Source organism: Sphingobium sp. V4, from assembly GCF_029590555.1.
Taxonomy (GTDB): domain Bacteria; phylum Pseudomonadota; class Alphaproteobacteria; order Sphingomonadales; family Sphingomonadaceae; genus Sphingobium.
In genome coordinates, this window is record NZ_CP081002.1 from 406,945 (window position 1) to 426,322 (window position 19,378).

15 protein-coding genes and 1 pseudogene are annotated in these 19,378 nt (G+C 64.5%); 7 read left to right on the forward strand and 9 right to left on the reverse strand.

Annotated elements, in window-relative coordinates:
- Positions 1-9: 9 nt before the first annotated feature.
- The 8 genes and pseudogenes from K3M67_RS17515 to K3M67_RS17545 all read right to left on the reverse strand — a co-directional run bounded on the left by K3M67_RS17515 (position 10) and on the right by K3M67_RS17545 (position 9,208).
- Positions 10-1,617: a DUF5597 domain-containing protein gene (locus K3M67_RS17515; RefSeq protein WP_066863331.1), complete on the reverse strand. Its 1,608-nt coding sequence runs from the start codon at positions 1,615-1,617 to the stop codon at positions 10-12.
- An 11-nt stretch (positions 1,618-1,628) separates the two neighbouring features.
- On the reverse strand, positions 1,629-1,973 hold the full coding sequence (locus K3M67_RS17520) for an L-rhamnose mutarotase (RefSeq protein WP_285833597.1): 345 nt from the start codon (positions 1,971-1,973) through the stop codon (positions 1,629-1,631).
- Positions 1,973-2,704 carry an SDR family oxidoreductase gene (locus K3M67_RS17525; protein ID WP_285833598.1) on the reverse strand — a complete coding sequence of 244 codons (732 nt, stop codon included), beginning with the start codon at positions 2,702-2,704 and terminating at the stop codon, positions 1,973-1,975. Before K3M67_RS17525 ends, K3M67_RS17520 begins: the two co-directional genes overlap by 1 nt.
- On the reverse strand, positions 2,701-3,903 hold the full coding sequence (locus K3M67_RS17530) for a UxaA family hydrolase (RefSeq protein ID WP_285833599.1): 1,203 nt from the start codon (positions 3,901-3,903) through the stop codon (positions 2,701-2,703). The genes K3M67_RS17525 and K3M67_RS17530 overlap by 4 nt, the downstream gene beginning before the upstream one ends.
- Positions 3,900-4,235, reverse strand: a complete 336-nt coding sequence (locus K3M67_RS21980) for a UxaA family hydrolase (protein WP_502958923.1) — start codon at positions 4,233-4,235, stop codon at positions 3,900-3,902. Before K3M67_RS21980 ends, K3M67_RS17530 begins: the two co-directional genes overlap by 4 nt.
- Positions 4,230-5,177: pseudogene (locus K3M67_RS17535) on the reverse strand (aldo/keto reductase); the annotation flags it as partial. The pseudogene K3M67_RS17535 and the gene K3M67_RS21980, both read right to left, overlap by 6 nt.
- On the reverse strand, positions 5,174-6,412 hold the full coding sequence (gene fucP, locus K3M67_RS17540; protein ID WP_285833601.1) for an L-fucose:H+ symporter permease: 1,239 nt from the start codon (positions 6,410-6,412) through the stop codon (positions 5,174-5,176). The gene fucP and the pseudogene K3M67_RS17535, both read right to left, overlap by 4 nt.
- A gap of 93 nt (positions 6,413-6,505) precedes the next feature.
- Positions 6,506-9,208, reverse strand: coding sequence for a TonB-dependent receptor (locus K3M67_RS17545; RefSeq protein WP_285833602.1), 2,703 nt, complete (start codon positions 9,206-9,208; stop codon positions 6,506-6,508).
- A 254-nt stretch (positions 9,209-9,462) separates the two neighbouring features.
- On the opposite strand from K3M67_RS17545, the gene K3M67_RS17550 reads away from it, so the two are divergent.
- The 7 genes from K3M67_RS17550 to K3M67_RS17580 are packed head-to-tail and all read left to right on the forward strand — an operon-like array spanning position 9,463 to position 18,248.
- Positions 9,463-10,248, forward strand: coding sequence for an IclR family transcriptional regulator (locus K3M67_RS17550; protein WP_285833603.1), 786 nt, complete (start codon positions 9,463-9,465; stop codon positions 10,246-10,248).
- Positions 10,245-11,213 carry an alpha/beta hydrolase gene (locus K3M67_RS17555; protein WP_285833604.1) on the forward strand — a complete coding sequence of 323 codons (969 nt, stop codon included), beginning with the start codon at positions 10,245-10,247 and terminating at the stop codon, positions 11,211-11,213. The genes K3M67_RS17550 and K3M67_RS17555 overlap by 4 nt, the downstream gene beginning before the upstream one ends.
- A complete protein-coding gene (locus tag K3M67_RS17560; protein ID WP_285833605.1) occupies positions 11,210-12,004 on the forward strand; it encodes an SGNH/GDSL hydrolase family protein in 795 nt (264 codons plus the stop codon). Before K3M67_RS17555 ends, K3M67_RS17560 begins: the two co-directional genes overlap by 4 nt.
- Positions 12,005-12,015: 11 nt before the next feature.
- Positions 12,016-12,810 (forward strand): SGNH/GDSL hydrolase family protein, encoded by a 795-nt coding sequence (locus tag K3M67_RS17565; protein ID WP_285833606.1) that lies wholly within the window; start codon positions 12,016-12,018, stop codon positions 12,808-12,810.
- Complete coding sequence (locus tag K3M67_RS17570; RefSeq protein ID WP_285833607.1) at positions 12,810-14,435, forward strand: alpha-L-fucosidase; 1,626 nt, start codon at positions 12,810-12,812, stop codon at positions 14,433-14,435. Before K3M67_RS17565 ends, K3M67_RS17570 begins: the two co-directional genes overlap by 1 nt.
- Positions 14,436-14,452: 17 nt before the next feature.
- A complete protein-coding gene (locus K3M67_RS17575; RefSeq protein ID WP_285833608.1) occupies positions 14,453-16,777 on the forward strand; it encodes a glycoside hydrolase family 31 protein in 2,325 nt (774 codons plus the stop codon).
- Between the two features lie 13 nt (positions 16,778-16,790).
- A complete protein-coding gene (locus K3M67_RS17580; RefSeq protein ID WP_285833609.1) occupies positions 16,791-18,248 on the forward strand; it encodes a GH1 family beta-glucosidase in 1,458 nt (485 codons plus the stop codon).
- Between the two features lie 12 nt (positions 18,249-18,260).
- On the opposite strand, the gene K3M67_RS17585 is transcribed toward K3M67_RS17580, so the two are convergent.
- Complete coding sequence (locus K3M67_RS17585; protein ID WP_285833610.1) at positions 18,261-19,187, reverse strand: LysR substrate-binding domain-containing protein; 927 nt, start codon at positions 19,185-19,187, stop codon at positions 18,261-18,263.
- Between the last annotated feature and the right edge of the window lie 191 nt (positions 19,188-19,378).

A 19,378-nucleotide genomic window follows, 5' to 3' on the forward strand; every position in this document is an offset into this window, starting at 1 on the left:
ATGCCCGCATCAGCGGTAACGGCCCATCGTCACCTTGATCCAGACCGGCTTGTCGATCAGGTTCAGCCCATAATCGGTCTGATCGCCATTCCAGATACGATCCATGACCCAGGCGTCCCTGTCGAAATGGCCTTCCTCCACTTTGACGATCATCCCGCCCGGCGCGCTGCCCTCCTTCGGCGCGAAGCCGACACGAACATGGTCGCCGGTGAAGAGGAACTCATTGGCCGATAGCTGCGCGACCACCATGCCGCCGGTCGGCTCGTTCGCCCAGGCTGGCAGGTCGGCCTTGGGAAACCACTCGCGCTGGCCGAACTGCCACTGGCCGAAGCTGGCGGTGATCGTCCAGTCGCCCATGGTGGTGCTGATCGGGGCAGCATCATCGGGCCGCGCCGCGCCCCAGACCGGATGGGTGAAGGCGATCTTCGCCCAGGGCGCCGATGCCACCACCCGATATTTCGCGCCGAACGCGTCGAGCGTCGCATCATCAAGGCTCTTGGCCCCCAGCGGATAATTGAAATAGCCGGTGTCATCCATGCCGAACGGCGCGAAGCCGATCGCCCCGCGCCCCAGCGCCGCCCAGAAATAGCGCGCATATTCGCGGGCATTGCCAATTTCGGGGACCATCAGCGCGTTATCGGGACGGGCGTAGAGATCGAGATGCTTGAAGACGTTGCGGCTCGCGCGATCATAGATGTCGGGGGCGGCCAGATCGATCGAGGGCGCTGCGGCCTTCCAGATGTCGATCACGTCCCCCTGCGGCCCGCCGCTCGAGAGCGCTTGTGGATCGGGCTTGGCGAAGGGGTCGCCCAGCGCGGCGTTCACATACATGGGCAAGGGCTTGATCGCCTTGCCCGCACTGGCCAGCGCCTCGATATAGCGCGCCGTGTGCCATGTGTTGAAGGCGCGGTCGGCCTGGTCGCCAAATACGGTCGCCCAGCTGCCGGCCGGCTTCTTCAGCCTTTTCGTCAGCGCCTCGGGCACCGGCCCGTCGAACAACGCCTGCGCCGCCGCGCCATGGTCGCGCGGGTTGCGGTAGGAGCCGACTTCATTCTCCGGCTGGACCATGATGACCGTATTCTGGGCGTCATGGTCGCGGATATAGGTCATGAGCTTGAGAAAAGCGCGCTTGTCCGCCTCCAGCGTCGCTCCCCCATGGGGCGAAAGGACGTCATGATCCTTGCCCTCCTTCGTCTTCATCCGGGGGAAGCGGCGATTGTCGAGCTTAACCCAGTCGGGCGTGTAGGCCAGGCCGGTATTCTTCCAAGCGCCGAACCACAGCAGCACCACACGCTTGTCATGCTTGCGTGCCTCGTCGAGCAGCGTCTGGACGAAGGAGAAGTCGAACCTGCCTTCCTGCGGCTCCAGTTGCTGCCACGCAATGGGCGCCTCGACCGTGTTCGCGCCGATCCGATCGAGCACCGGCCAGACCTTTGCCAGGGGAGCGGCGTAGTTGCTGCTGTTATTGACCTGCCCGCCCAGCATCAGGAAAGGCGCGCCGTCGACGATCAGCGCATGGCGCCCCGCCTTGCTTTCGATATGCGGGACATCGCCCTGTGCCAGCGCGGGGGTTGCAAGCAACAGGCTCGCGGCGGTCAGGGTCCGGGCAAGGATCATGCAAAGGCCTTTCAGGGCTGTTGGTCGAGGGAGAAGATGCGGGTAGCCTGCGTCCATTTGGCGTCCGGCGCGGCCCAGGGCAGCGGCCGCTGGACGCCATCCATCTGGGCTTCCCACGCCTGCACCGCAGGATCGGCGGCGTCGACGGCCGCCTTGGCCGCCGGGTCGTAATCCGGGCCGGTTTCCATCAACATGACCAGCCGGTTGCCGCTTCGATAAATGTCCATCGCGACGATGTCCGCCGCGCGAATGCTGGCGCCGATCGCCGGCGGCAATGCCCCTGCGGCGTGCCACGCTTCATATTGCGCGATGGCTTCGGCCTCATCGGCCAGGTCGATCAGCAACACATGCCGCATCAGTTGACCCATCCGCCGTCGATCACATGGACCGCGCCGGTGGTGAAGGCGGCCTCGTCGCTGGCGAGATAGAGGACCAGCGCCGCAATCTCTTCCGCCCGGCCGAGCCGTCCCATGGGCTGGCGCGCCACGAAAGCGCTATGGGCGGCTTCATAATCGCCGGTGTCGTGCAGCCGCTGCTGGAGCGACGGCGTGTCGATCGTGCCGGGGCATATGCAGTTGCACCGGATCCCCTGCCCCACGAAATCGGCCGCCACCGCCTTGGTCAGGCCTATGACGCCCGCCTTGCTCGCGCCATAGGCGAAGCGGTTGGGAATGCCCTTTACCGAACTGGCGATGGAGGACATGTTGACGATCGCCCCCGCGCCCTTGTCCAGCATCCCCGGCAGGAAGGCGCGGATGCTGTGATACATGGCGGTCATGTTGAGCGAGAGGGCAAAGTCCCAATCCTCCTGGCTGCATTCCAATATATTGCCGGCATGAACCACGCCCGCGATATTGGCGAGAATGTCGATCGCGCCGACCTCCGCCGCCAGTGCCCGCACCGCCGCGCCGTCGGTTGCGTCTAGCGCGCGTAGGTCGCATCCGTCCAGCCCTTCGAGCGCATCGCGGTCCCGATCGGTCGCGATCACCCGCGCGCCTTCCGCCACGAAACGCTGCGCGGTCGCCCTGCCGATGCCGCGTGCCGCCGCCGTCACCAGCGCGACCTTGCCGTCGAGGCGCCCGCTCATGCTCGCACCTGCGTCGGCAGGCAGTCGGGGCCGATAGGATCGAAAGCCTTGTAGGTCAAAATAAACTCCTGATGGCCGAGGGATTCGGAGACACTGCGCTCACCCGCGGCAACGCGCAGCACCCGGTCGTAGATTTCCGCACCCACCTGTTCCAGCGTCGCTTCCCCTTCCAGGATGCGGCCGGCATTGACGTCCATGTCGGCGGCCAGGCGGCGGGCGGTGTCGGGATTGGCACAGATCTTGATGACCGGCGAGATCGCCGATCCGACGACCGATCCGCGTCCGGTCGTGAACAAGGTCAGATGCGCGCCGCACGCGATCAGTTCGACGATCTCGGCATTGTCGGAGATATTGGGAAAGCCGAAACGCGGCTCGCCGTCCGGCACGACGTCCAGCAGATAAAGCCCGCCGGTCGGCGGCACGTCTCCCGGCTTCAATATGCCGTCGATGGTCGAGGAGCCGGACTTCGAATAGGCCCCCATCGACTTTTCTTCCTGCGTCGTCAGGCCACCCTCGGCATTGCCGGGCGCAAAGCTGCCGAAGCCCATGATGGTGTAATAACGCTCCGCCTTCTGCACGCATTCCTCGATCGCGGCGGCGAGTTCGGGCGTGCGGGCGCGGTCCGCCATAATCGTCTCGCATCCGACAAGTTCGCCCGTCTCCTCGAAGATGCAGGCCGCCCCGTCCGCCACCAGCCGGTCGAAGGCGCGACCGACCGCCGGGTTGGCGGTGATGCCGCTGGTCCCGTCCGACCCGCCGCAAATGGTACCGACGACCAGCTCCTCCACAGCCATATCGACGCGGGGCACATCGGCGATGGCGGCGCGCACCCGCGCCACCGCCTCCAGCCCCGCCGCGATCGTCGCCGCCGTGCCGCCATTTTCCTGGATCACCAACAGTTCCGCCGGCCGCCCGCTCGCCCTTGTCACCGCCAGCAGCCGCTCGCGGTTGAAGCTCTCACACCCCAGCGACACGATCACCAGCCCGCCGACATTGGGATGGGTGGCAATCGCCTCCATCACCTTTGCGGCATAGGCATTGGGATAGCAGCCGGGAAAGCCGATCAGCTGGACGTCGGGATCGTCCGCCTTGTCCACGATCCGCCGCGCGACATGATGCGCGCATTCGACCAGATAGGCGACCGCAACGACATTGCGGATGCCCTTGCGCCCATCCTGCCGGAGCCAGGCCTGGATCATGCCCCCTCCCCCAGCGCGCTGCGGGTATGACTGCTGATATAGTCGCTCTTCATATTGTGCATGTGAACCCAATCGCCGGTCGCTGCGCCGGCGGTCATCGACCCGATCGGCGCGCCATATTTTATGACCTTGTCCCCGGCATTCAGTGGCACGCGCGCGACCTTGTGGCCGATGGCGATACCCTCCCGAGCGGGAATGGTGCCGCCTGATGCCGGCAACAAATCCCCCGCCTCGATGGCGCGAACGCAGATCAGCACATTGTCCTGCGGATGCAACAGGATCAGCCGCGCATCGTCCCCCAGCATGACAGGGGATTCCGGCTCCAGCGCCATGTCGAGCGCCGGCCAGAGAGCATCGGGGATCGGCGTGGCCAATCGCGTCATCGTATCGGCGACCTGCTCAGGCCCGACAAGGCCCGGAATGACGCTGACGACCTGCGGATGGCGAAGCGGAAATTGCAGGGCGGCCGCCGGGAGCGAGACGCCGAAATCGGCGCAGGCCTGGGCCAGCCGCCGCGTCTCGCCGACGATCTCCTCGCTGGGCGCGGCATAGTCGAAATGCAGCGGACCGGCCAGGTCGCGCGCCAAAATGCCGCTATTATAGGGGCCGCCCACGATCAGTTGCACGCCCAGTTCCGCGCAGCGCGCCAGTAGCCGCTGGGCGCCGCGGTCGAGCAGGGTATAGCGCCCGGCAAGCAGGATCATGTCCAGCTCGACATGGTCCAGCAGTTCGTCGCAGATGGCAACCTCGTTGACGCCGATGCCGATCGCCCCGACGGCGCCGCCATCACGCAAATCACGCATCGCCCGATAGCCGCTGTTGAGGAAGGCGCGCAAATGGTCGGGATGTGCGTCGCCATGGGTCTGGCGGCCCAGATCATGCGCCAGCAGCAGGTCGATCCGCTCCCGGCCCAGCCGCGCGCAACTTCCCTCGAAGGACCGCAGCACGGCGTCATGGCTATAGTCGAAGACCGGCTCATACGGATCGGCATCGACAAAGCCATGCCGCTCTCCCGTCGCGCCGGTGGGCACGAGCAGGCGTCCGACCTTGGTAGAGATGATCGCCTTCCCAGCCGGATCGCGCTCGGCCAGCATCGCGCCCAGACGCCGTTCGGCAAGGCCGAAGCCATAATGGGGCGCGGTATCATAATAGGCTATGCCCGCATCCCAGGCGGCGTTCAGGGTGGCGCGCGCCTCCTGCTCGCCGACAACCCGGTAGAGATTGCCGATCGGTGCGGTTCCCATGCCCAGCGCTGGGAAGATGGTATCGGTCATGCAGATCCTTCCGATCGAGCCGCGCGGGCATAGAGGGCGACGACCGCGAAGCAGAGTGCCGGCACGAACATCGCCGCGCGGATCGTGCCGGCCAGGTCGGACAGCAGGCCCATCGCCATGGTCAGCACCGCGCCGCCGATGATGGCCATGACGATCATCGACGCGCCCGCCTTGGTCAGCGGCCCCAGTCCACGCAGCGACAGGACGAAGATGGTCGGGTACATGATCGACATGAAGAAGCTGGTCGCGACCAGCGCGACAAGGCCCGCAACGCCGCCCGCGACCGCCATCAGCGACAGCGCAATGTTGATGCCGGCAAACAGCGTCATCAGCCGCGCGCCATCGAACCGCGCCAGCAGCGCCGCGCCGATGAAGCGCCCGATCATGAAGATCGCCAGCGACAGGGTGAGCAGCCAGGCGGCCTTCTGCGTGCCGATGCCCGGCAGCACGCTCTCCGCATAGCGGATCAGATAGCTCCAGATGCCGACCTGCGCACCGACATAGAAAAATTGCGCCGCCACGCCCGCCATGTAGCGCCGTCGGCGCAAGAGCGCGCCATAGCCAGCCAGCGCCGGGCCGCGCCCGCCGTCCGCTTCGGTCGCGGGGCGCGGGAAGCGCGTGACCGCCAGCACCGCTGCCCAGCCCAGCACGACCAGCGCGATGCCGAGATAGGGCAGCCGCACGGCGGCGGCGCCGGCCGCAGTGTTGTGAGGCTGCCCGTCGGACAGGATCAGGCTCGCGCCCAGCGCCACGCCCGCGATCGACCCCAGCGGGTTGAAGGCCTGCGCCAGGTTCAGCCGCTGCGCCGAATTGTCCGCCGCCCCCATGACGGCGACCATCGGATTGGCCGCCGTCTCCAGGAAGGCAAGGCCGCTCGCGATCACGAACAAGGCGAACAGAAAGAAGCCATAGCTGAGCTGGATCGATGCCGGCAGGAACAGCAATGCGCCACCACCGAACAGCAGCAGGCCCAGGATCACCGTCGCCTTGTAACCCAGCCGCTCGGCCGCCAGCGCGGCTGGAATGGCGAAGCAGAAATAGCCGAGATAAAAGGCCGACTGGACCAGTCCCGACTGAAAATCCGACAGCGAAAAGACCTGCCGGAAATGCGCGATCAGCACATCGTTCAGATTGTTCGCCATGCCCCACAGGAAGAACAGCCCGGTGGTCAGGATCATCGCCCTGCGGCTGCCATGCTCGCCCTGGGTCCGCGGTGCCACATCCGTCACTTGCATCAGGCCATCCTCGCTATTCCCTGAAGAGGCAGACCGGCCCTTTGTGGGTCCGGCCTGCCAGGGAGGGGACGCTATGAACGCCCGCATCGCGGATCAATAGGTGATCCGGGCCGTCAGGCTGATGCGACGATCGTTCACCACCACGTCACGCGGACGGCTGTCGATGCCGAAATAGGTCGCACGACGCGTGTTGGTCAGGTTCGTGCCATCGACCGCCAGTGCGAACTGGGGCGTGACATTATAGCTGATCGACGCGTCCAGCTGCCCGAACGGCTTGTTGAAGATCGGCAGGTTGCCGGTGCCGTTGCCCGCCGTGGTGACGACATATTTGCTGCGCCAGTTATAGGCGACGCGCGCCGACAGCCCGCCCAGTTCATAGATGCCGACCAGATTGTAATTATATTTGGACAGCAGCTCCAGCGGCACGTTCGTCACGGGACCGGAGGTCGCCGGCGACGGCGCCTGCGAGTCCACATAGGTGAAGTTGGCCTGCATCCCCAGGCCACTCAGCGGTCCGGGCAGGAAGTCGAAGAACTGCTGATAGGCCAGTTCAAAGCCCTTCACCTTACCCTTGGCGACATTATTGTAGGACGTCACCTCATAGTCATAGCTGTTGCCATTGCCGAAGGTGACGTTCCGCGTCGAAACCGCCGTCTGGATGTAATTCTTGATATTCTTGTAGAAAGCCGCCGCCGTCAGCGAACCGGTGCGCGAGAAATACCATTCCAGCGACGCGTCCAGATTATCCGACTTCATCGGCTTGAGGAACGGATTGCCGCCGCTCGTGGTGTGAACCTGGTTCTGCTGCGCGCTGCCCGGCTCGGTGATGGTCAGGCTCGGGTTCAGCTGGGTGAAGGTCGGCCGCGAGATATTCTTCGCCGCCGCCAGGCGCAATTGCAGATTGTCCATCAGGTGGATGCGCAGGTTCAGGCTCGGCAGGACCGAGGTGTAGCTGCGCGACACGGCGATCGGGTTGAAGACCGTCGTGCCGGTACTTTCTGTCCCGTCCGGGTTCTGGATGATGGGGGTCTGCTGATAATAGCCCGACACGTCCAGGTCGGTGCGGACGACACGGACACCGATATTGCCGTCGACCGGATCGGTCTTGAAGAAGGCGGTGGCATAGCCGGTATAGGTCTTCTGCCGCTGCTCATTGGTGCCGCTCTGGACATAGGCCGGCGCGCTGGCGATGCCCAGCGTGTCGAGCGTCTGCTGATAGTTGCGGATGATGCCACGGTTGAAGGCGATGATGTTGCCGAAGAGGTCGGCGTCGCCACGGAAGAAATCGCTCAGGTCGACATTTTCCAGCTCGGTCGGAATGGCCGACAGGCCGGTGTAGCGATAACCGGTGTCGATCGTCCGGTTCTTGCGGTCGGCGAAGCGGATGCCCGCCTTGATCGACGACAGGATGCCGGCATCGAAACGATATTCGCCATCCACGCGTGCGGTCTTGTCCGACGCCTTGGATTCGTTGAGATTGTCGAGATAGAAGGCGCTGTTATAGGTCGCCGGATTGGTGAGGCCGGTGGCCGAACCTATGTTCACGACCGGGACCGATCCCGAAATATCCTGGTACAGCGTATCGGCCATGCCGTTGAGGCCGAAGATCGAACGCAGATTCTTGGTCTTCGCATCGACATATTGACCATCGGCGGTGACCGTCAGATTCTCGGTCGGCTTCCACTTCAGGTTCAGCGAATAGTCGGTCGTCTTCGACCGGCGGGTCTGCGCGCTGGTGTTGTTGCCGATCGGCAGGTCGATGAAGGTGCCGCTCTGGAAATCGCCATTGTCGGCATAGGTGAAGGGCGCGCCCGGTTGCGGCTGGATCGCGCTCGTCGAGGTATAGGCGAAGAAGCTGTAGTCATCGAAGCGGAACTTATAGTCCGACCGGAAGACCTCCGCCGTCAGTTCCAGCGTATCGCTCGGGCGCCACTGAACCGACACGTCCGTGCCCAGACGGCGACGATCGCCATAGACTTCGCCGATGCCGGTACCATGCGGCAGGGTGGTCGTCTGGCCGGTGCGGCCCAGCGTCGCCAGGACGGCGGCGTCTGCGGCATTGGTGGGATCGAGCGTGTAGAAAGGCTCGGTCGAAATCGTATCCTGACGGAAGGCGGTCTTCTGGAAGGAAACGCTGGCGAGGATGCCGATCTCGCCGATACTGGTGTCCCAGCGATCGCTGAGCATCAGCGACGCCGATGGCTTATATTTGTCGACCAGGTCGAAATGACTCTGCGTCAGCGTCGCCGCCGCCTTGAAGCCGTCGAAATCAAAGGGCTTGCGCGTGCGGAAGTTGATCGTGCCCGACAGCTGGTCTTCGATCAGGTCGGCCGACGGGTTCTTGTAGACGTCGATACCGGCGAGCAGTTCGGAGGGAATATCCTCCAGGCTGAGCTGGTTTGCGCCGCTGGCAGTGAAGATGTCGCGGCCGTTGAGCTCGGTGCGGACCTGGGTCAGGCCGCGGATCGCTACCGAACTGCCTTCGCCATATTGGCGCTGCACCTGAATGCCGGGAATGCGCTGCAACGCTTCGGCGACATTGCGGTCGGGCAGCTTGCCGATGTCTTCAGCAACGATCGAATCGACGATCACGTCCGAATTACGCTTGATCGACAGAGCGTTCGAAAGACTCGCGCGCACGCCGGTAACGACGATGTCGCCTTCGTCCGCCGGGGCGGCATCGGCCTGCGGAATGCTATCCTGAGCGAAGGCGCTGGCGCCGCAGCCCAGCGCGATACTGGCAACCGAGATGCTCGCCAGCAGCGCAGCACGGCGCATGTGAATCATAGTGGACATGAAACCCTTTCCTCTCCCTGGCTCCCGATTCGGAGCATCGATCAATTCGCGGCCACGCCCGGCGCGGCCAGATACTTCCCTGCAAAGCATCGGGACCGCCATTGGGAGCGATACCACGATGGGCACCCATTACTCCCACATTTCAAATTATGAAATATAAAAATTGATTTTATATGTGCATATTGTGTAGGAAGCCGTTACCGGCGATGACGCCCTGACAGGCAATAGACCAGGACTTTCGGGAAGGGATGGGGATGGACGGCAAGACGCGCTACCAGGCGCCGGCGCTCAAGAAAGGGCTGGAAATTCTGGAGCTTCTGGCCGGCGCAACCGACCCCCTCATCATGTCCGACATATCCGCCGCCTTGGGCCGATCGGTCAGCGAAATCTTCCGGATGCTGCAAGTGCTGGAGGAGCATGGCTATATCGCCCGCGCCGAGGATGGCTATCGCCTGACCAACCGGCTGTTCGCCCTGGGCATGAACCAGCCGCCGATTCGCGACCTGGCATCGACCGCGCTGCCGGTGATGCAGGATCTCGCCCGCAAGGCGGGACAGAGCTGCCACCTCGCCGTCGCGTCGGGCCCGGAAATGGTCGTCATCATCGCTATCGAGGCGCCTGGCCTCTCCGGTTTCGCCGTGCGCGTCGGCTATCGGCGGCCGCTCCATCGCTCCAACAGCGGCCGTATCCTGCTCGCCTTCCAGCCACCCGAAGCGCGGGCCGCGATGCTGGAGGATATACGCGCGATCACCGACGAACTGGACGAGGCGGACCTGACCGCTCGCCTCGACGCCACCGTCACGGCCGGCGGCGCCATTTCGCCCAGTCCGATGCTGACCGGCATCACGGATCTGTCCGCCCCGATCCTGGTCGGCGGCGTGGCGCGGGCTGCGTTGACCATGCCGTTCGTTGACGGCGCCGCCAATCGCGCCACGATGGAACAATGCAGCCAGTTGGTGCGCGATGCGGCCCATAATATCGGCACTGCCATGTCGCCGATCTTCGTGGTGCCACCCCGCGCCGCGGACGACGATCAATGACCGGCATGAACAGGCGCGCAGCGCTGATCGCCGCAGCAGGACTGGCCGTGATGCCGGGCCTCGCGTCCGCGCAGGCAGGCGCAACCGACGAAGTCATCGACCTGTGGCCCGGCACGCCGCCCGGCGACACCGGCGCGACGATCGTCCGCAGGATCGACGACCAGTCGAAGGACGCGGCGAGGCCGGACCGTTGGGTGACGGGCATTGATCGGCCGGTGCTGATCGTCCGCCGCCCTGCCCGCGCCAATGGCGCGGCGATGCTGGTCGTTCCGGGCGGCGGCTATGGCTTCCTCTCCTACGATAATGAAGGCACCAGCCAGGCCAACTGGTTGAACGCGCGCGGGATCACCGCGTTCATCCTGCTCTATCGGCTGCCCGGTGAGGGCTGGACACGGCGCGAGGATGTGCCGTTGCAGGATGCACAAAGGGCGATGCGGATCATCCGCGCCAGAGCTGTCCATTTCGGTGTCGACGCAAGCCGCGTCGGCGTACTCGGTTTCTCGGCCGGGGGGCACCTGGCCGGGTCGCTGGCGACGCGCCATGGCGAAACGGTCTATCATCCCGTCGATGCCGCCGACCGGCAAAATGCCCGCCCCGACGTTGCAGGCCTAGTCTATCCCGTCGTCAGTCTCGACGCGCCTTTCACCCATGGCGGGTCGCGCGACAATCTGCTGGGCGCGAACGCGCCCGAAGCTATGTGCCGGGCACGCTCGGTCGAGCGGCGGGTCGATCCGGCCACCTCGCCCGTCTTCCTGGTTCATGCGAGCGACGACGGGCTGGTGCCGCCCGCCAATAGCATCTCCCTGTTCCAGGCCATGGAAGCGGCGAGGCGTCCCGTCGCTCTCCATATCTTCGAGGATGGGGGCCATGGCTTCGGCGTCCGCCTGCCACGCACGATGCAGGCTGCTGCCTGGCCCGGTCTCTTCGCGACCTTCGCCGCCCGGCACGGACTTGTCCCTGCATGAAGGCAGCCCTCGCCTTCCTTCTGCTGGTGTCGGGCGCAACCGGCGCGCTGGCGGCGGCGCCTGCCCCCTATCGAAGCGCGCCCGAGCGGCGCACGGTGGCGGACAAGGACTGGGGACCATGGCTCGGCCCGTTCCGCGCCAGGCTGGTGCCCAGCCTGATGCAGGATTTTGGCGAACGCTATCTCTACGCCCAGGCCAACGCTGCGCTGCCCGCGCCCGCGCCCGGCGAGCAACGTGTCGTCTTTCTGGGAGATTCCATCACCGACGGCTGGAACCTCACCGCCAGCTTTCCCGGCAAGCCCTATGTCAATCGCGGCATCGGCAGCCAGGTGACGGCGCAGATGCTGCTCCGCTTCCATCAGGATGTCGTGGCGTTGAAGCCAAGGGTCGTGGTGATCCTCGCGGGAATCAATGACGTGCAGGGCTTCCTGCAGCAGGAAAGCCCGGAGCAGATCGAGAGCAACTGGGAGGCGATGGCGGACCTCGCCCATGCGCACGGTATCAAGGTCGTGTTCGGGTCTATCCTGCCGGTCAACGATTACACCCCGGCGGCGAAGAATGTGGTGCAGGAGCGCAAGCCCGCACTGCTGGTCGGGCTCAACGCCTGGCTCCGCGCCTTCTGCGTGCGGCGGGGCCATGTCTTCGCCGATTATCACGCCGCGCTCGTCGACCGGAACGGCCTGATGGCCGCCGCCTACACACAGGACGGAGTGCATCCGCTCGAAAATGGTTATGCCAGGATGGCGCCGATCGCGGAGCGCGCGATCGAACAGGCGCTCGCCCAAAGATGACGAGGAAGAGGATGCTGCGACTTATCGCTTTTTGCTGCGCGCTTGCGCTGACCGGCCCGGCTCTGGCCGAAACGAAAGTGCCAGGCGATCCCCATGCCGACGATCCGGTCGGCATCGTCGCCGACCCCTGTCCCGTTCACGCCAAGCCGACCAACGAGGCGGAATGGAAGATGTGGAACCTCCACATGCTGACCCGCGATTTCGGGCAACTCTGCCGCTACGCCGCCGACAACCGGGCGCTGGAAGGCAAGAAGGTGCGGGTGGTGTTCATGGGCGATTCGATCACCGACAACTGGATCAACGCCGACCCCTCGATGTTCACCGACGGCATCGTCGATCGCGGCATCAGCGGCCAGACGACTGCGCAGATGCTGGTGCGGTTCCGCAACGACGTGATCGCGCTCAAGCCTCAGGCCGTCCACATCATGGCCATGACCAACGACGTCGCCGGCAATACCGGCGCTGCGACGATGGAAACCGTCCTCGGTCATATTCAGAGCATGGCCGACCTCGCCCGCGCCAACGGGATCAAGGTCATCATCGCCTCTGTCCCCCCGGCGGGTGCCTTCCCATGGAGTCCGGCAATGAAGCCCGCGCCGCAGATCGCGGCGATCAATCAGTGGCTCGCCGCCTATGCCCGGGCCAATGGCTTCACCTTCGTCGATTATCACGCGGCGATGGCGCAGGCGGACGGTGCGATGAAGCCCGGGCTCTCCAGCGACGGCGTGCATCCGACGAAGGAAGGCTACGCCATCATGCGCCCGCTGGCGCAAGCTGCCATCGCCAGGACGCTGGGGACGAAGTGATGGACCGCTTCGGACGCCGCGCCTTCCTCGCCGGGACCGCCGCGCTCGGCCTCGCCCGCGCGGCCCGCGCCGCCAGCCCGATGGGCACGATGCGCGGACCGGTGCAGCCAAGCTGGCCGTCGCTGGTCGACAATTACCGCTACCCCGACTGGTTCCGGGACGCGAAGCTCGGCCTCTGGTCGCATTGGGGGCCGCAATCGGTGCCGGCCCAGGGCGACTGGTATGGCCGCTTCCTGTATATCCAGGGCCACCCGATGTACGAACATCATCTGAAGACCTACGGTCATCCGTCGGCCTCGGGGATGAAGGACATCCAGAATCTCTGGACCGCCGACAAGTGGGAACCCGATGCACTGATCGCCCGCTATCAGAAGGCGGGCGCGAAATATTTCATGGCGCTGGCCTGCCATCACGACAATCTGGACTGCTATGACAGCCGCTATCACGCCTGGAACAGTCTGCGCGTCGGGCCGAAGAAGGATGTGGTCGGCATCTGGGAAAAGGCGGCGCGGGGCGCTGGCCTGAAATTCGGCGTATCCAACCATGCCGCCCATGCCTGGCACTGGTATCAGCCCGCCTATGGCTATGACCCGGCGGGCGACCGGAAGGGCGTGCGCTACGACGCCTTTCGCCTGCGCAAGGAGGATGGCAAGGGGCAGTGGTGGGACGGTCTCGACCCGCAGGAACTCTACACCGGCGGCCATGCCGTGTTGCCCGACGGCATCGACAGCATCGAGGCGATGAACCAGTGGCATGACGCGAATAACGGCCAGTGGATCGAGACGGGGCCAAAGGACGACCCGGCCTACGTCACGCGCTGGCTGCTGCGCCAGACCGATCTGGTCGCGAAATACAAACCCGACCTTGTCTATATGGACGATCATGAACTGCCCTTCGGCCCGGTCGGGCTCGAGGCGGCGGCGGACTATTATAACCGCTCGATCGACTGGCATGGCCAGATCGACGTCGTGCTGACCGGCAAGCAGCTCAAGCCCTATGCCCGCTTCGGCATGGTGCAGGATGTGGAGCGCGGCTTTGCCGATCGCCTTTGGGACGAGCCGTGGCAGACCGACACCTGCATCGGCGACTGGTTCTACAACGAAGCCCGCCTGCGCGACAAAAGCTACAAGAGCGCGGAAGAGGTAATCCAGCGACTGGCCGATGTGGTGTCGAAGAACGGCAATCTCCTCCTCTCCATCCCGCAACCCGGCGACGGGTCTATCGACAGCGAGACGGAGAAGGTTCTGGACGGCATGGCGGCGTGGATGGTCCATGGCGGCGAGGCGATCTTCGGGTCGCGGCCGTGGCGCATCTATGGCGAAGGGCCGACCCGGCTGATCGCGGGGATGCAGAATGAGGAAAAGGCCAAGCCCTTCACCGCGCAGGACATCCGTTTCACGACCAACAAGGGCGCGCTCTACGCGCTGTTCCTCGGCCGTGCGGCCGGACCTACGACCATCCGCTCACTGGCGCACGGGCGCGTGGCCGGGCAGATCGAGCGGGTGACGCTGCTCGGCGGCGGTCCGCTCGCCTTCCGCCAGGATGACGCGGGTCTCCGTTTCGACATGCCCCACGGCATCAATTTCGTGCCCGCCGTCCGGATCGACGGTCGCGGCCTCGTTTGAAGACAGGGAATTCAGGAATGATCGCAAGACATATCACCGCCTTCGCGCTTGGCGCTTCCTGCCTCGCCATGGCGGCCCCGGCGCTGGCGGAACCTTTGGCCCTGCTGGACCGGCATGGCAGCCAGGTGGCGATAGAGCCCTATGCCCCCAATATCGTCCGCGTGACGATCGCGCTGGACAAGGCGCTGGCCGAGGCGCCTCCCGGTGATGGACCGAACGCCCGATCGGATGCGACCGGTTGGACCCACCGCGCGGATGCGAGCGGCGACATATTCTCCTCCTCCGCGCTGACCCTGACGGTCGATGCCAAGGAATGGCCCAAGGCGCCGACGCAGATGGAGCGCTATTTCGCACCTTCGCTGCCGCCGGTCAGCCTTTCCGTCCGCGACTCGGGCGGCACGCTCCTGACGAAAATGACCGGCTGGGAAATGGCACCGGTTACGGTCAATGGCGAAAAGACCTTCAAGGTCGGCGCGAGCTTCGAGTCTCCGGCCGACGAACATTATTACGGCCTGGGTCAGAACCAGGAAGGCTACATGGATCTGCGTGGCAAGCAGATCGACTGCCAGCATCATTACGACGCGCCCGCTGGCGAGACGGTCTGCGTCCCCTTCATGGTGACGAACAAGGGCTATGGCATCGTCTGGGACAATCCGGCCCGCACCTTGGTGTGGCCGGGCCTCCACAGCACGACCCGCTGGCAAAGCCAGGTGGGCGAGCGCGTCTCCTTCTTCGTCATCACCGGCAAGACGACCGACGATCTCTATGCCGGTTACGCAAAGCTCACCGGCGCGACGCCGCTGCCGCCCAAGGCGGGCTTCGGCCTGATCCAGAGCAAGGCGCGCTACGAGAGCGAGAAGGAACTGCTCGACATCGCCAATGGCTATCGCCAGCGTAACCTGCCGCTCGACGTGATGGTGCTCGACTGGTTCTACTGGACCCGCATGGGCCAGATGGACATCGACCGGACCTATTTCCCCGATCCCAAGGGGATGAACGACAAGCTGAACGCCATGGGTATGCGCTCGATCATCAGCGTCTGGCCCCGCTTCGAGCGCGAATCGCGCTATTTCGACATGCTCGCGACCAAGGGCTGGTTCCTGCATGACAAGGACGGCAATCCCATTGACGGCCTGCCAATGCGCTTCGACCGCGCCGGCGCGCTCATCGACAGCACCAACCCGGAGGCGCGCGAATGGTTCTGGGGGAAGATCCGCGACAATATCGCGTCCCAGGGTTTCGACTGGCTCTGGCTGGACGAAACCGAGCCGGACCTGGTGCCCGACGGCTATTTCTATGCCAAGGGATCGGGCGACCGCTATCACAACCTCTTCCCGCTGGTGCACACCACGGGCGTAGCCGAAGGATCGGAACGCGACCGTCCCGGCTTCCGCAACATGATCCTCGCCAGAGCCGCCTATCTCGGGTCGCAGCGCAATGGCGGCCTCTTCTGGTCCTCCGACGTCAAGTCCACTTGGGAAGCGCTCCAGCGCCAGGTGCCCGCCGGGCTTAACTTCACCGCCTCGGGCCTCGCTTATTGGGGCAGTGACATTGGCGGCTGGCAATGGCCCAGCGGCCCCAGGGCGGAACATCCGATCCTCGTCGATCCCTCCGGGGCCACCGCGATGGGCCCGGACTATCCCGACTATCCCGAACTGTTCGTGCGCTGGTTCCAGTATAGCGTCTTCACCCCAACGCTGCGCATCCACGGCCAGCGGCCGGGCACGGCGCTGTGGGAATATGGCAAGGCGGCCGAGCCGATCCTGGCCGACTGGCTGCGCCTGCGCTACACACTGATGCCCTATATCTATGCGCTGGGCCGTCACACCTATGATACGGGCGCACCCTTCATGCGCGGCCTGTTCATGGACTTCCCGAAAGATCCGAAGGTCTCCGACATCGGCGATCAATATATGTTCGGCCCGGCCTTCCTGGTCGCCCCGGTGACGCAGCAGGGCCAGACGAAACGCTCCGTCTACCTGCCCGCCGGCACGGCCTGGTATGATTACTGGACCAACCAGAAGTTCGAAGGCGGCCAGACGATCGAGGTCGATGCGCCCATCAGCCGGATCCCCCTGTTCGTGAAGGCCGGGTCGATCGTGCCGATGGGCGTGCAGGTGAAGAGCACGGCGGAGAAGCAGGTGCTGGAAAGCATCCGGGTCTACCCAGGGGCCGACGCCCGCTTCACCCTTTATGACGATGATGGCACGACCAACGCCTATCGCAAGGGCGGCAGCAAGGCCGAACTGGTCTGGAATGATGCCGCGAAATCGCTGACGAGCAAGACGAAGCTGCCCACCGGCCAGGCGATCGCCGGCTTGGTGCAGATCGTCGGCCAATAAGGAGACGAGACAAATGACGGGTATCAACCGCCGTGAACTGGGGCTGGGCCTGGGCGCAGCCGCACTGGGCGCCACGCTGACCGGAGGCACGGCTGCGACCGCGCAGGCCGCGCCGAACGCCGCCCCGCAGGACGCGCTTTCCTTCCCGTCCGACTTTCTCTGGGGCTGCGCCACCGCAGCCTACCAGATCGAGGGCGCAGCGAAGGAAGATGGCCGCGGCCTCACCAACTGGGACGTCTTTTCCCACACCCCCGGCAAGGTCGCCAATGGCGACACCGGCGACGTCGCCTGCGACAGCTATCACCGCTATCAGGACGACATCGCGCTGCTCAAGGCGCTGGGCGTGAAGGCCTATCGCTTCTCGATCGCCTGGTCGCGCATCTTCCCCGATGGCAAGGGCAATCCGAACCAGAAGGGCGTGGACTATTATAACCGCCTGGTCGACGGCCTGCTGGCGGCGGGCATCACCCCGCATGTCACGCTGTTCCACTGGGATCTGCCCCATGCCCTACCGGGCGGCTGGCAAAACCGCGACACGTCCTACGCCTTCGCCGACTATGCCGGCTACACGGCCGGCAAGCTGGGCGACCGGGTCCGGCATTTCATGACGGTCAACGAACTGCGCTGCTTCACCGACCTGAGCTACATGACCGGCGGCAAGGCACCGGGCCTCAAGCTGCCGATGGGGCAGGTCAACCAGATCCGCCACCATGGCGTGCTGGCCCATGGCCTGGGCGTGCAGGCGATCCGGGCTGCGACGAAAGCAGGGACGCAAGTCGGCATCGCCGACAATCCCAATATCTACGTCCCCGCGATCGAGACCCCCGAACATATCGAGGCGGTAAAGAAGGCGGTGCGTGAAGAAAACGCCATGTTCCTGACGGCGATCATGGAGGGACGCTATATCGACAGCTATCTGACCGCGCAGGGCAAGGACGCGCCCAAGGTCAAGGATGGCGACATGAAGCTGATCGGCGCGCCGCTCGATTTCCTGTCGGTCAATGTCTATACCGGCAACACGGTGCGCGCCGATCCGTCTTCGGTTTCGGGTTACAAAATCCTGCCCCATCCCGGCCAGGCGCCGCGTATGCCCTCGCCGTGGCTCTATGTGACACCCGAAGTCATCTATTGGGGGATGCGTGCCATAGCCGAGAACTGGAAACCCAAGGGACTCTATATCTCCGAAAATGGCTGCTCGGCCGACGACAAGGTTTCGGCGGACGGCAAGGTCTATGACACTGACCGCGTCATGTATCTGCGCAATTATATGACGCACCTCCAGCGCGCCACGCGCGAAGGGCTGCCCGTCAAGGGCTATTTCGTCTGGAGCCTGATGGACAATTTCGAGTGGGAGGACGGCTATACCAAGCTATTCGGCATCCACCATGTCGACTTCAAGACCCAGAAGCGCACCCCCAAGCTCAGCGCCGACTGGTATCGCGAACTGGTCCGCACCAATCATTTGGTCTGACCGTCCTCTTCATTATCCAGACAAGACCGCTGAGGGCGATGGTTCCCAACCGTCCTCGGCGGTCAATATCGTCTCCTTGAACGCATGTGCGGTCGGGGACAGAATTTTCCGGTGGATCAACCACAAGCGACTTTTGACCGGCGTCGCGAAAGACCGATAGGTCAGGTTGTCGACGTGCAAGCGGGTCAGCGACCGCGCCAGGATCGTGGCGCCAAATCCGGCAGCCACCAGGCCGAGCAGCGTCGCGAGACTGCCGGCCTCCTGCGCGATGTTCGGCCGAAAACCCGCCTGTTCGCACATCGCCAGAAAATGCTCGTTGAAACCGGCGCCGGCAACCGCCCCGTACAATACCAGCGGTTCATCCTTAAGGTCGTCGATCGCCGGATTGCGCGGCTGCCGCGCCAGCCGATGATCCTGCCGGATCGCCAGGAACATCTCCTCCTCGACCAATTGCAGGGGCACGAGGCCGTCGGGCAGGACGGGCTGATCGAAACAGCGCACGATCGCCACATCCATATGGCCGCGCTCCACGGCATCGATCTGCCCGTCCCGCCCCAATTCCTGCAGGTTGAGCGTTACATTCGGGAATGACTGCCGGAACTGGTACAGCGCCCTGGCGAGGCGCGGAACGAACGGTCCCGATGCAGTGAAGCCCAGGGACAGGTGGCCGATCTGTCCCATCTGCGCCAGCCGCGCAGTCTGCGCCGCCCGTTCGGCCTGCGCGATCGTCGCGCGCGCTTCGGGCGCGAACAGCCGCCCTGCTTCGGTCAAACTCACGCGCCGGCTCGTGCGGTCGAACAAGCGGACACCCAATTCTTCTTCCAGCGATCTTATCTGTTGGCTGAGCGGAGGTTGCGAGATGCCGAGACGCAAGGCGGCCCGGCCGAAATGCATTTCCTCGGCCACGCACAGGAAATAGCGCAAATGTCGCAAATCCATGAATCAAGACGTCCAAGCTATCAATACAGCCATATTATATATTAGACGCGACAAATTCCAGGTTGCATGGCGAAACTGGATGTGGCGATGGTTCGCCGTCGTTCCGAAGGCCATGTGCGATCCGCCCCCGATGCCGTAGCCTGCCGGACCCGGACCATCGTCACATTCATGAATGACATTCGTCAGATCAT